A 13,031-nucleotide genomic window follows, 5' to 3' on the forward strand; every position below is an offset into this window, starting at 1 on the left:
GAGCACCGCGTGCGTAGTCGGCAATAGCCGGCCGCGCACGCACCTGTGAGGCGACGCGTAAGGTTCGCCGCCCACGACATCGAGCTGGAAGAGAATCATCACGATGCCCGAATCTCGCCGCGGTGCGACGACGGCTGCCGACGCCGGGGTGCGATCGATCACCAGGACCTACTGGCCACCGAGCGACTGGTCGCTCCGGCGGAAGGTCATCGCGTGTCTTGCGCTGCCACTCATCTTCGCCACCGTGCTGGTCGGCATCCGCGTCGCCGGCGCCTGGGGCGACGCCCAAAGCGCGTCGCAGGCTCGAACCCGGTACCACGCCGTGGAGCCGGCGATCCATTACCTGGCCACCAGCCAGGACCTGGCCGCCCAGTTGCTCACCCCGTCGGCGACGGACAAGGCGGTCGCCGACGCGCGCACGCAGTTCCAGCAGGCCCGCAAGGCACTGCAGTCCTCGGCCAAGTCGGCGGACCTCAGCCCTTCTCAGCAGAAGCTGCTCAGCGCCATGATCAGCAGTGGCAAGGGGCTGGACCTGACGGCCCATGACAGCGCCCAGTCCGCGGCTCTCGCGCCGGGCACGATCAGCTCCGACCTGCTGGGTCTCCTGGACGACCTCAACACGACGCACGCCGACCCGACACTCACCGCTCTCCGCGACATCGTGACGGCGCAGAGCCACCTGGCCGACGAGCGCCTCGATCTCGCCCCCGAGACGAAACTCTCCAGCCCTCTGCTGACGCAACTGTCGGCGGACGTCGGCGGCGAGCGGGACTCACTGTCCCGTGTCGAGGCCGCGCACGTGCCGGGTGTGGACGTCTCAGAGCTGCAGTCCGACGCCGGCAACCGGTTGACCCTCAGTACCAACGGCACCCTTGACCAGGTGAAGGCCATCACGCGTCCCGTGGCGACGTCGTACGGCCCGACCTACAAGGCGGCGGCGACTGCGGCAGCTGCGCATGTCTCCCACCAGTCGGATGACGCACGTCGCGCTGCGCTGCTGCAGATCGCGCTCATCATCCTGTTGCTGGCCGTCACCGAGATCGCGGCGTTCTTCCTGTCCCGGTGGCTGCTCGTGCGACCGATCACCGGTCTCCGACGTTCCACCATCGACGCCGCGCGGGAGCACCTGCCGGCAGCGATCGAGCGGGTGCAGTCGGGCCAGGGCGTCGGGCGGATCCAGAGCGTGGCGCTGACCAGCCGTGAGGAGATCGGTCAGCTGTCGCGTGCCGTCGACGACATGCAGAACCGCGCGATCCGGCTGGCGAGCGACCAGGCGACGTTGCGCAGGCAGGTGACCGAGATGTTCGAGACCCTGTCGCGACGCAGCACGTCGCTCGTCAACCAGCAACTGAACCTGCTGGAGCAGCTCGAGCGCTCCGAGGACGACCCGAAGCGGTTGGACAGTCTCTTCCGGCTCGACCACCTGGCAGCCCGGATGCGCCGGAACGGCCAGAGCCTGATGGTTCTCGCCGGCAACCATGCGCGTGGCGGTCGGGGCGAGGCGCTCCCGCTCGCCCAGGTCATCGGTGCGGCGATCTCCGAGGTGCAGGACTACCAGCGCGTCGACGTCGGCGGACTGCCCGACCACATGGTCAACGAGTCGGTGGCCTCCGACCTCGTCCACCTGCTCGCCGAACTCGTCGACAACGCGCTCAGTTTCTCGCCACCGGACTCCCGGGTCGAGATCAGCGGCGCGCGTGCCATCGACGGCGGTGTGCTCCTCGAGATCGAGGATCACGGCCTCGGCATCGAGAAGGACGAGCTGAAGCAGCTCAACGAGGACATCACCGCGGGCGGTCGGTTCGGAGTGGACACCACCCGACACATGGGCCTCTTCGTCGTCGCGCGGCTGAGCAAGAGCTACGGCATCGATGTCCGCCTGCGGTCCCGGCCCCAACAGGGCACGGTCGCCGCGGCGCACGTGCCGATGGCGGTGCTGTCGGCGCCCTCCGCCACAGCACCCGCCGTGGCGACGTCGGTCGCTACGGAGGACCGTCGCGAGCTCGCTCCGGCAACGGCCGACGCAAGGACTGATGCAAGGGCCGGTGCAACGGCCGCGTCCGGGGTGCCCGCGCCCACCGCTTCCGCGCCGGAGCCGGAACCGGAACGTCCGGCCCAGGTCGGACAAACCGCTGACGGACTGCCGCGCCGCCGTCCCGGAGCAACAGGTGTGACCGCACTGACCGGCGCTGCCTCCTTGGGCGCGGCGTCGACGGCCGACAAGGGTCGGGACTCGGACCGGACCAACAGCTGGGTCTCCCCCATCGGAGGCGCACCGACGGCCGATCCGGAACGTGCGGGCAACGCGTCGGCGTTCTTTGCGGCCCGCCAGGCGGCGGCCGCCAAGGACAACGGCCAGACCTCGGGTCTGCCGAAGCGACGCCCCGACCCGACACGCCCCAATCCCGCACGCCCGAATCCGGGAGCCGGTGCGCCGGGCGAGCGACCCGCCCAGCGGGCGAACTTCGAACGCGATGACACACCCATCTTCCGGCAGATCAGCTCACGCTGGCTGGACGCAGACGGCGAGCAGCTCGCGCCTTGGTCCACCGGGGAGACCGACCAGGCATGGGAGGCCGCGCAAGTGGCGACCGACGAGCACTCCAGCGACGGCGACTCGCTGCCGCAACGCCGCCCCGGGCGGTACATCGTGCCGGGCAGTGTGGAGCGCGCCGAGTCGGTGCCGACACGCGATCCGGAAGCACTGCGGGCGAAGCTGAGCCGCTACAAGGCCGGCGTCGAGCGCGCACGCGAGTCGACGACATCCACGCAGACCGGCAAAGGCAACGGCAATGAGAACGACAACCACAACGACACTGACAACGGATCGAGGCCCCGGTGACCGACCACTCCATGACTGCTGACAACAACGGCGGTCAATTCGACTGGCTCGTATCGCGATTCGTGCAAGACACACCTGGTGTGGCGCACGCGGTGCTCGTCTCCGTCGATGGCCTGGTGATCGCCCGGAACAGCCAGCTCCCGATCGACCGTGCCGAACAGATGGCGGCGGTCTCCTCGGGCCTGGCGAGCCTGGCCGCCGGTGCTGCGGGACTCTTCGAGGGCGGCGCCGTACTTCAGTCGATCATCGAGATGCAGCACGGCTACGTCCTGCTGATGAGTGTCGGCGACGGGTCCCACCTCGCCGTCCTCACCGCATCAACCGCCGACATCGGCCAGATCGCGTACGAGATGGCGATCATGGTGGAGCGGGTCGGTCGTGCAGTGGATGCGGCGCCCAGAACGTGATGACCGGCCATGACTGACATCGATCCGGACGGCCGGGACGGGCTCGCCGAGCAGTATGACGAGCCGGTCGCGAACGTCGTACGGCCGTACACGCTGACGGCCGGACGCACGACGAGCCAGGTCGACGTCCCCATGGAAGCGACCGTCGAGCTGACCAGCGCCGGCCAGGACCGTCGTTGGCCGCCACACGAGCCCAGCAGTCGTATCGCCGGCCTCTGCGCCGCCGAGCGGCTGTCGGTCGCGGAGATCGCTGCCCGGGCGGGGCTCGCCCTCGGAGTCACCCGCGTACTCGTCGGAGACCTCGTCACCCACGGCTACGCACAGTTACAGAAAACCCTCACCGACAGCACTCCCAGTGTCGAGCGCATCAGCTTGATCGAAAGGACCTTGCGTGGACTTCGCGACCTCTGACTCGAGCCGTCGTACGACGTCGACCAAGATCGTCGTCGCCGGCGGCTTCGGCGTCGGCAAGACGACGCTCGTCGGCGCCGTCTCCGAAATCATTCCCCTCAAGACCGAGGCGACGGTGACGCAGCTGTCCGAGGGCACCGACAACCTGACGTCGACGCCGAACAAGAACACCACCACGGTGGCGATGGACTTCGGTCGCATCACGCTCGCCGACGATCTGGTGCTCTACCTCTTCGGAACGCCCGGGCAACGCCGTTTCTGGTTCATGTGGGACGACCTGGTGCGCGGCGCGATCGGCGCGATCGTGCTGGTCGACACCGCACGACTCGGCGATGCGTTCTCGGCGATCGACTACTTCGAGGCCAAGGGCTTGCCGTTCATCGTCGCGGTCAACCAGTTCGACGGCACCCGCGTGCACTCGGAGCAGGAGATCGCGGACGCGCTGGCCATCTCGCCGACCATTCCACTGATCCGCGTCGACGCGCGTGACCGGGAGTCCGCCAAGACGGCGCTGATCCGCGTGACGGAGTTCGCGCTGCAGCATCACGGACTGGTCCAGTCGAGCTGACCGTGGCGTGACGTGCGTGCCGTCGCGACCTACTGACGGTCGTCGACGGCGCGCATCGCATCGACCAGTTGCGACGGTCCCGAGTCGGCCTCGATGCCGTCGGCGGCGCCCCCGCGATCGGCGCTGCTGCGATGTGCGCTGACCTTGAACTTGCCGACGATCCGCGTGATGCGTAGTTCGATCCCGACGATCTTGTCGAGCTGGTCGGCGACGTAGCCGGCGGGCGCCTGCCCCATGTGCCAGGCGCCCTCGCGACCGTGCTCCATCGTGCCGGTCAGCTTGGCCACCGCTCCCCTGGTCCACCGCAGGTCGTCGTGTATGACGAGCTCGCCATACACGTGTGCCACCAGGTAGTTCCAGGTCGGCACGACCTGGTGGTGCTCCTGCTTGGACGGGTACCAGGTCGGCGAGACGTAGTGCTCGGCGCCGTTGAAGACCGCGAGACTCTCGCCGGCGTGATTGCCCTCGCGCCATACGTCATTGGCGCGGGCGACATGTCCGACCAGCCGATCGCCGTCGGCGCCGCGCTCGAGCAGGAGCGGAATGTGGTTGGCGGTCAACGTGTTTCCGTCGGTCGTGACCAGAGTCGCCAGCGGAACGGCGGCGATCAGGGCAGCGACGTCCGCACTGGACGGCGCTTCGTCATGGGGCGGCAGATAGACCATGCGCCCATCGTCTCACCCCGCATCGTCGGGCGCCGAGCGGTCACGTACTTCCGAGTAGACGCGAAATACCCTGCAGTAGACGACCACTCGGCACCTTCCAGCACCAAACCCATGTGGTTGTGTGGGCGCATGGCTGACAACCCGGTTGTGACTGCTCTCATCGTCGTGGACATGCAGGTCGCATTCGTCAATGGTGAGAGCGCTTCTCCGCAGATGCCGATGGTGCTTCCGGCCGTCGAGCAGCAACTCAGGTCGGCACGAGCCGCCGGCGCACTCGTTGTGTTCCTCCAGAATGACGGTGACGTCGGCGCCGGCGACGAGCCGGAGACGCCGGGTTGGGAACTCGCGCTCGAAGCCGGTACGAGCGAAACCGTCCTGCGTAAACATGAGGACAGCGGGTTCAACGGAACAGACCTGGACGACGTACTTCGGCAGCACGGGGTCGGAGCCGTTTCGATCTGCGGTGTGATGTCCGAGATGTGCGTTGCCGCGACAGCTCGTGCAGCCATGGAACGCGGCTTTCAGGTCGTCGTGGCGCACGACAGCCACGGCACCTATCCGGTTCCGGCATACTCCGAGCACCAAGAGGGGGTCACTGCTGAACAGGCCGCGCGCGCTGCGGAATGGTCGCTCGGGGACGGGATTATCATCCCCGCGAGCGCGGCAGACGTTCGTTTCAAGGAAGCGGACCGCTGCCAACTGAAACGGTCAAGTCCTTCAGCCGGGCCGTCGTGTCTCAGTACTGCACCGAGCGAGCGGCATCCAGGTCAGCACGGGTGAACACGGAGCGCACCTCGATCCCCGCATCCGCTAGGCCGGTGGCTTCCGCGGGCCGGCGGTCGATCGCACACAGCACGAGTTCCACCCGGGCACCGTGCTCGCGCAACGCCTGCGCGGCTGCGATGACCGCTCCCCCGGTGGTGATGACGTCCTCGATCAGCACGACGTGCTTGCCCTCGACGGGTCCGCCCTCGGCCAGCTTGCGGGTGCCGTACTCCTTGGCCTTCTTGCGGACGAAAACTGTTGGCGCGTTTGCCAGTTGGCCCAGCACCGCTGCGATCGGCACACCGCCCAGCTCCAGGCCGCCCAGCACGTCGGCATCGTCGGGAAGCAGTGGCTGCATCTCTTCCGCAACGCGACGAATCAGCTGCGGATCACCCTCGAACAGGTATTTGTCGAAGTACTCGTCGGCCACCTGCCCGGACCGCAGGATGAATTCACCGTGCAGCCGGCAGCGAGCGTCGATCGCAGACGCGAGTTCAGGATTTGTCATACGCGCAGCCTGCCATCGTCAGTCGGTCGCCGGGCGGGCGATCTGACGCAGGACTCTACGCAGCGCCGCGTCGGCCGACGTCCCGGCCGCGCGAGCCTCCGCCACGAGTGCCAGCAGCCGGCCGCCTAGGTCGGCCCTGTCGTCATACGTCAGCTGTATGCCGCGCCGGTCCGCCCGGGTGAGGACCTTCTCGGCGATGAGCAGCGACGACAGTGACACCGGGATGCCGGCCAGCAGGTCGTCCTCGTCCCGGTCGGCCTTCTCCGCCGCCTTAATCCGCTCCCAGGACTGCTCGACCTCGTCGGGGGTGCTGGCGTCGCCGTCGCCGAAAACATGCGGGTGACGGCGAATCAGCTTCTCCACCAACGCTGCTGCGACATCGTCGATGTCGAAACCGGGATCCTCGTCGGCACTGATGCGGGCGTGGAAGAGCACCTGCAGCAGGACATCGCCGAGTTCCTCGGCGAGATGCTCGGTGTCGGCGTTCTCGATGGCCTCGACCGTCTCGTGCGCTTCCTCGAGGAGGTATTTCGCGAGCGACTCATGGGTCTGTTCGGCGTCCCACGGGCAGCCACCGGGCGACCGCAGAGCGTCCATCACCGCGACGGCGTCCATCAGCCGGGCACCCGGCAGGTCCCAGGAGCCGACCAGCACCTCGATCTGCGGCGGCTCGTCGAGTCGGGTGAGCTCCTCGGCCAAGGCGTCGGTGAGTCCGGGGTCGGCGTCCGGGGAACCGACCCACAGCACGGATCCTTCGACCGCTGCCTCCACCAGGGTGCGAGCCGCACCTGCCGCTGAGTCGAAAGGCATTGCGGTCACAGCGATCCCGGACGCAGTGATCGCGGCGGGCAGCGGATCCTCGAGGTCGGCGGCAAGCACGCGATCGGCGGCCTCCAGGGCCGTCCAGGCGTCCCGCGACATCAGCCCGGCGGGCAGCCGCGGGCTCGTGACCAGAACGGTCAGCAACGAGGCGGCGTCACTCACCCTTGGCCCTGGCCACCCACGGCCGGCTGCTGCGCCTTCGGGGTGGCCTTGATCCACGGGTGCGAACCCGCGACCATGCCCTTGCCCTTCTCCCATGAGCCGTAACGCGGGTTGACGGTCACGTCGCTCTTCTTGGTGAGCGCCTGCAGGCTCGCGTTGTTGAGGTTGCCGTTGTTGGCCAGTGAACTGATCAGGGCGTCGACGCGCAGGGCTTCCAGCGCCGTCGCCGACAGCACGACCTTCGGCTTCTGGGCCTGAATGGTGCTGTCGCTGATCGGCGACTGGCCCTTCGCCGCGGCATACTTCTCGATCTGTGGGCCGACGGCGAGGCGACCGGCGACGATCGCGGGGTCGATGGGTGCGCCGACGAAGGCGGAGATGTCCTTCGCGGCTGTCTGCAGCTGGGAGTTGCTGACCGAGTGGCCGTCGTACTTCAAGGCGGTGCCGCCATCGTGCATCACCCCGCCGCTCCCGCAGCCGGCGAGAGCAAGCGTGCACAACGATGCTGCTGCGCCCAGGGCGAATCGACCGCGACGGAAGCTCGACATGGCGGTGTGGCCTTTCTCGGTACGTAGTTCTGGCGGCGTTGTCGGGTCGGCGGATCGACGCCACGCCTCATGCATCATGCCAGCCCGCACTGTGCTGATGCATCGCTGGGTGCGCGTCACGAGGCCGCTCCTGCCGCGGCACTGATGTCATCCAGCAGCACGGCCCTGATCAATTGCGCCGCCCAGCGCAGTGCCTCGGTGTTGCGCAGCGGCTTGCCGCCGACCGGCGCGGTCTTGGGCTGCGGCACGAGGATCTGCTGTATGCCGGGCTTGACCATCGTCCCCTTGTAGATGCGCTCCAGCCGCAGCTGCTGGCTCTCACGCAGCTCGACCGGGCCGAAACGGATCATCCGGCCCTGCACGGCGATGTCCCCGATGCCGGCCTGCCGCGCGATGATCCGCAACCGGGCAACCTCGAAGAGGTGCTGCACCGGCTCGGGCGGAGCGCCATACCGGTCGCGCAACTCGGCCTCGATCTCACCGAGTCCGGCCTCGTCCTCGACAGTGGCCAGCTTCTTGTAGGCCTCCAGGCGCAGCCGCTCCCCCGGCACGTAGTCGTGCGGCAGGTGCGCGTCGACCGGCAGCTCGATCTTGACCTCGGTCGGTGCGGCAGACGTGCCGTCCCCACGGAAGTCGGCCACTGCCTCGCCGACCATCCGCACATAGAGGTCGAACCCGACCCCGGCGATGTGGCCGGACTGCTCGCCGCCGAGGAGGTTGCCCGCACCGCGGATCTCCAGGTCCTTCATCGCGACCTGCATGCCGGCGCCGAGGTCGGTGTGGCTGGCGATGGTCTGCAGCCGGTCGTGCGCGGTGTCGGTCAGCGGCTTCTCCGGCGGGAAGAGGAAGTAGGAGTATGCACGCTCGCGTCCGCGCCCGACGCGCCCGCGCAACTGATGCAGCTGGGAGAGCCCGAGCCGGTCGGCCCGGTCCACGATGAGGGTGTTGGCATTGGAGATGTCCAACCCGGTCTCGATGATGGTGGTGCACACCAGCACATCGAACTCGCGATCCCAGAACGCCGTCACGACGTCCTCGAGCCGGTGCTCGGACATCTTGCCGTGCGCGGTCGCGACCCGGGCCTCGGGCACCAGCTCGCGCAGACGGGCGGCCGCCTTCTCAATGGTGCCGACGTTGTTGTGGACGAAGAAGACCTGTCCCTCGCGCATCAGCTCCCGGCGTATGGCGGCGCCGACCTGCTTCTCCTCGTAGCTGCCGACGAAGGTCAGCACGGGGTGTCGCTCCTCGGGCGGCGTTGCGAGAGTGGACATCTCGCGGATGCCGGTGACCGCCATCTCCAGTGTGCGCGGGATCGGCGTCGCGGACATCGCCAGCACGTCGACCGCGGTGCGCATCTGCTTCAGTTGCTCCTTGTGCTCCACACCGAAGCGCTGCTCCTCGTCGATGACGGCGAGGCCGAGGTCCTTGAACTTGACCTCACTGGACAGAAGTCGGTGCGTGCCGATGACGAGATCGACTGCGCCGGAACGCAATCCGTCGATCACCTCGCGCGCTTCACGGTCCGTCTGAAAACGGGACAGCGCCTTCACGACCACCGGGAAACCGGCGTAGCGCTCGGTGAAGGTCTGGTAGTGCTGCTTGACCAGGATCGTGGTCGGCACCAGGACCGCCACCTGCTTGCCGTCCTGGATCGCCTTGAAGGCAGCGCGGATCGCGATCTCGGTCTTGCCGTAGCCGACGTCACCGCAGATCAGCCGGTCCATCGGCACGGACTTCTCCATGTCGGCCTTGACCTCGTCGATGCTGCTGGCCTGGTCGGGCGTCTCGATGTAGGCGAAGGCGTCCTCGAGCTCGCGCTGCCACGGGGTGTCCGGGGCGAAGGCGTGCCCTTCGGTCGCCATCCGCGCGGAGTAGAGCTGGATCAGCTCCGCAGCGATCTGCCGCACGTGCCGCCGAGCACGCGATTTGGTTGTCTGCCAGTCGGATCCGCCCATCTTGTTGAGCGAGGGCTGCTCTCCGCCGACATACCGGGTGACCTGGTCGAGCTGGTCGGTCGGCACGTAGAGCTGGTCGGCGGGCTGGTTCTTCTTGGCCGGTGCGTAGTCGATCACCAGGTATTCGCGCGTCGCTCCGCCGACTGTGCGCTGCATCATCTTGGCGAACCGCCCGACACCGTGCTGCTCGTGCACGACGAAGTCGCCCGGGTGCAACTGCAGCGGGTCGACGACGTTGCGGCGCCGGGACGGCATCTTGCGCATGTCCTTGGTGCTGCCACCGTGCGTCGAGGTGCCGGTCAGGTCGCTCTCCGTGAGAAGAACGAAATCGCTTGTCTCCAGCGTGAACCCGTGACCGAGCGCACCCGTCGCCAGCTCGACGGACCCGGCTGCCAGGTTCTCGATGCGATGCGAGGGAACGTCGTTGTCGCGCAGCACCTCACTGATGCGCTGGCCGAGTCCAGGACCTTCGGTGACGATCAGCACTCGGTTGCCGTCGCGCGCCCAGTCGCGGATGTCGCCGATCGCCTGCTCGGTGTTGCCGCGATAGAGCGGCACCTCGGCGGTGCCGACGGTCACCTGCTCGCCGGCGAGCGCGTCGTCCTCCTGGAAGTCGGCGAGCTCGGCGTCACTGGCGAATGACGAAAAGGCCCACCAGGCAAGATCTTTCGAGAGCGCATGGTCACGCAGCTCTGACAACGACCAGTAGGATGCGGTGCCGAGCACCGACTGGAGGTCGACCGGCACGGCGTTGCCGGCCGCGGCGTTCGCCCAGCTCGCGTCGAGGAACTCCGCGCTCGTGGCGACCAGGTCATGTGCACGGGTCCGCACCCGCTCGGGGTCGCTCAGCAGCACGTGGGTGCCCTTGGGCATCACATCGAGCAGTGTCTCCATGCCGCCCGCGGTGCCACCGGCCAGCAGGATCGGCGCCAGGGACTCCATGCCCTCGACGGCGATGCCCTCGGCCACCTTCAGGAGCATGTCCTGCACTCCGGGCAGTTGCGTCGCGAGCGTCGCGGCGCGAGCGCGGACGTCCTCGGTGAGGAGCAGCTCACGGCACGGCGGCGCCCACAGGCCGTGCTCGGCCACCTCCAGGCTGCGCTGGTCGGCAACCTTGAACCAGCGGATCTCCTCGACCGTGTCGCCCCAGAACTCGATACGCACCGGGTGCTCCTCGGTGGGCGGGAAAACATCGAGAATGCCTCCGCGCACTGCGAATTCGCCGCGTCGCTCCACCAGGTCGGTGCGGGTGTATGCCGCGCCGGCCAACGCCTCCACGACGTCCGGCAACTCGGCGTCCTCCCCGACGCGCAGCGACACCGGCGACAGGTCCCCCAGACCCTTGGCGATCGGCTGCATCAACGCGCGGACGCTGGCGATGACGACACTGATCTCGCCATACGTCTCGTCATCGGTGTCGGGATGGGCGAGCCGGCGCAAGACGGCCAAGCGGCGCCCGACGGTGTCGCTGCGCGGGCTGAGCCGCTCGTGCGGCAGCGTCTCCCAGCTGGGGAACTCCACGATGCGCTCGGCAGGCAGGAAACCGCGCAGGCAGGCCGCGAGGTCCTGTGCCTCGCGGCCGGTCGCGGTGACGGCGAGCACGGTGCGTGCGGCACCTCCGTCACCGCCGCCTGCGACCATGGCCGCCAGCGGCCCACGCGCGCCCGCAGCGCACGCGATGTCGACGACGTTCGCCGTGCCGACGTGTGACATCAGCCGCGCGACCGCCGGGTCACGCGCGAGCAGATCGAGCATGGGTTGCAGGCTCAAGACTGAGCAGCTCCTTCACACGACGCACCTGCAGGCGCAGACACGCAAAAGGGCCCCGTTCGCTGACGAGACGGGGTTGTCGCGTCGATTCTAATGCGCGCCGGTGACAGGCCGTCGGCCCGGACGAGCGGGCGCCCACCGGTCAGCGTGCGTGGATGACGTTCTGGCTGTCGGTGAGGCCCTTGGTGATGAGCAGCTCCACGGCCTCGGCGGCGTCCGGGATCAGGAAGTCCAGTTCCTTGCGCTCGGTCGCGTTGAAGTCCTTCAGCACGTACGCCGCGGCGTCCATCCGCCCCGGGGGCCGGCCGATGCCGACCCGCACCCGCAGGTAGTCCTTGCTGCCGGTGGACTTGCTGATCGACCTGAGGCCGTTGTGGCCGCCCTCGCCGCCGCCGCGCTTGAGCCGCAGCGTCGCGAAGTCGATGTCGAGCTCGTCGTGTATGACGATCAACTGCTCGAGCGGAACCTTGAAGAAACGCAGCAGACCGACGACGGGACCGCCGGACTCGTTCATGTAGCTGGTGGGCGTCGCGATGATCGCCTTCTTGCCCGCGACCTGCACCTGGGCGGCGAGCGCGCCGGCCTTGTGCGCGCGCAGGCTCGTGCCACCATCGGCCGCCATACGCTCGATCACCATGGCTCCGATGTTGTGCCGGTTGCCGACATACTTCGGGCCGGGGTTGCCGAGCCCGACGATCAGCCAGGGCGCGTCGTCAGTCACGTGAGCTTCCTATCGGTGTTGCGGAACGCTTTGAACCTAGCGCCGCAGAGTGATGCGGCCCCGATCCGCAGTGGATCGGGGCCGCATCAGCGACGAACTGTGGCTCAGGCCTTGTCCTCGTCGGACTCCTCGGCAGCAGCCTCGCCGGCCTCGTCCTCGGACTCGTCCTTCTCGATGCCGGCCTCTTCCTCGGCCTCGGCCAGCTCCTCCTCGAGCTCCTCGGCGGAAACCTGCTGGCTGACGTTGACGACGAGCAGTTCCTCGTCGGAGACCAGGGAGACGCCGTCGGGCAACTCGACGTCCTTGGCCAGGATCTGGCTGCCGGCCTCGAGACCCTCGACCGAGACGATGAAGGACTCGGGGATGGCGATGACGTCGGCCTCGACGGTCAGCGAGCTGTTCTCGACGACGACGTTGGTCTCCGGAGCGGCATCGCCCTCGACGTGCACGCCGACGTCGACGGTGACCTTCTCGCCGCGCTTCACGATGACCAGGTCGATGTGCTCGATGACCGGCTTGATGGCGTCGCGCTGGACGTCCTTGGCCAGGGCGAGCTCCTGCTTGCCGTCGAAGTTCAGGGTGAGGATCGCGTTGGCGTGCTTCAGCGCGAGCATCGTGTCGTGGCCGGGCAGGGTCAGGTGGACCGGCTCGGTGCCGTGGCCGTAGAGCACGGCCGGGATCTTGTTGTCGCGACGGATGCGGCGGGCCGCACCCTTGCCGAACTGGGTCCGGACTTCGGCTTCCAGGCGGATCTCTTTGAGAGCCATGGGTTTTCCTCGCTTCTCGAGCAGCAGTTGATGAACGGTGGCTGCCTCGACGCGGGACGCGGCGCGAGCGGTGGATGATCGAGGATCTGGTGCGCGCGGCAGCGACATACGAAACGGTCG

The 13,031-nt window shown here is 68.1% G+C and carries 12 protein-coding genes; 5 read left to right on the forward strand and 7 right to left on the reverse strand.

Annotated elements, in window-relative coordinates; translation table 11 throughout:
- Window positions 1–103 precede the first annotated feature (103 nt).
- The 4 genes from VG502_RS18145 to VG502_RS18160 are packed head-to-tail and all read left to right on the forward strand — an operon-like array spanning window position 104 to window position 4,228.
- Entirely contained in the window at window positions 104–2,842 is a 2,739-nt protein-coding gene (locus VG502_RS18145) for an ATP-binding protein (RefSeq protein ID WP_325551496.1), read from the forward strand.
- 11 nt (window positions 2,843–2,853) lie between these two features.
- Complete coding sequence (locus VG502_RS18150; RefSeq protein WP_325551497.1) at window positions 2,854–3,249, forward strand: roadblock/LC7 domain-containing protein; 396 nt, start codon at window positions 2,854–2,856, stop codon at window positions 3,247–3,249.
- Between the two features lie 9 nt (window positions 3,250–3,258).
- Complete coding sequence (locus tag VG502_RS18155) at window positions 3,259–3,660, forward strand: DUF742 domain-containing protein (protein WP_325551498.1); 402 nt, start codon at window positions 3,259–3,261, stop codon at window positions 3,658–3,660.
- Window positions 3,641–4,228, forward strand: a complete 588-nt coding sequence (locus VG502_RS18160; protein ID WP_325551499.1) for a GTP-binding protein — start codon at window positions 3,641–3,643, stop codon at window positions 4,226–4,228. Before VG502_RS18155 ends, VG502_RS18160 begins: the two co-directional genes overlap by 20 nt.
- A 29-nt stretch (window positions 4,229–4,257) precedes the next feature.
- On the opposite strand, the gene VG502_RS18165 is transcribed toward VG502_RS18160, so the two are convergent.
- Window positions 4,258–4,893 (reverse strand): FMN-binding negative transcriptional regulator, encoded by a 636-nt coding sequence (locus tag VG502_RS18165; protein ID WP_325551500.1) that lies wholly within the window; start codon window positions 4,891–4,893, stop codon window positions 4,258–4,260.
- 129 nt (window positions 4,894–5,022) lie between these two features.
- Between VG502_RS18165 and VG502_RS18170 the strand changes: the two genes are divergently transcribed.
- Window positions 5,023–5,673: an isochorismatase family protein gene (locus VG502_RS18170; RefSeq protein WP_325551501.1), complete on the forward strand. Its 651-nt coding sequence runs from the start codon at window positions 5,023–5,025 to the stop codon at window positions 5,671–5,673.
- Here the strand turns inward: VG502_RS18170 and pyrE are convergent.
- From pyrE to VG502_RS18200, 6 genes are all read right to left on the reverse strand, one after another.
- Window positions 5,630–6,166 (reverse strand): orotate phosphoribosyltransferase, encoded by a 537-nt coding sequence (gene pyrE, locus VG502_RS18175; protein ID WP_325551502.1) that lies wholly within the window; start codon window positions 6,164–6,166, stop codon window positions 5,630–5,632. The genes VG502_RS18170 and pyrE overlap by 44 nt on opposite strands.
- A gap of 18 nt (window positions 6,167–6,184) precedes the next feature.
- A complete protein-coding gene (locus tag VG502_RS18180; RefSeq protein WP_325551503.1) occupies window positions 6,185–7,150 on the reverse strand; it encodes a MazG family protein in 966 nt (321 codons plus the stop codon).
- On the reverse strand, window positions 7,147–7,698 hold the full coding sequence (locus VG502_RS18185) for a hypothetical protein (RefSeq protein ID WP_325551504.1): 552 nt from the start codon (window positions 7,696–7,698) through the stop codon (window positions 7,147–7,149). The genes VG502_RS18180 and VG502_RS18185 overlap by 4 nt, the downstream gene beginning before the upstream one ends.
- 116 nt (window positions 7,699–7,814) lie before the next feature.
- The gene (gene mfd, locus VG502_RS18190; RefSeq protein WP_325551564.1) at window positions 7,815–11,408 is read right to left on the reverse strand and encodes a transcription-repair coupling factor; all 3,594 of its coding nucleotides are present in this window, start codon (window positions 11,406–11,408) and stop codon (window positions 7,815–7,817) included.
- A gap of 157 nt (window positions 11,409–11,565) precedes the next feature.
- On the reverse strand, window positions 11,566–12,144 hold the full coding sequence (pth, locus tag VG502_RS18195) for an aminoacyl-tRNA hydrolase (protein ID WP_325551505.1): 579 nt from the start codon (window positions 12,142–12,144) through the stop codon (window positions 11,566–11,568).
- 104 nt (window positions 12,145–12,248) lie between these two features.
- On the reverse strand, window positions 12,249–12,911 hold the full coding sequence (locus VG502_RS18200; RefSeq protein WP_325551506.1) for a 50S ribosomal protein L25/general stress protein Ctc: 663 nt from the start codon (window positions 12,909–12,911) through the stop codon (window positions 12,249–12,251).
- Window positions 12,912–13,031 lie beyond the last annotated feature (120 nt).

This window comes from Flexivirga sp. (genome assembly GCF_035551235.1).
Lineage (GTDB): Bacteria > Actinomycetota > Actinomycetes > Actinomycetales > Dermatophilaceae > Flexivirga.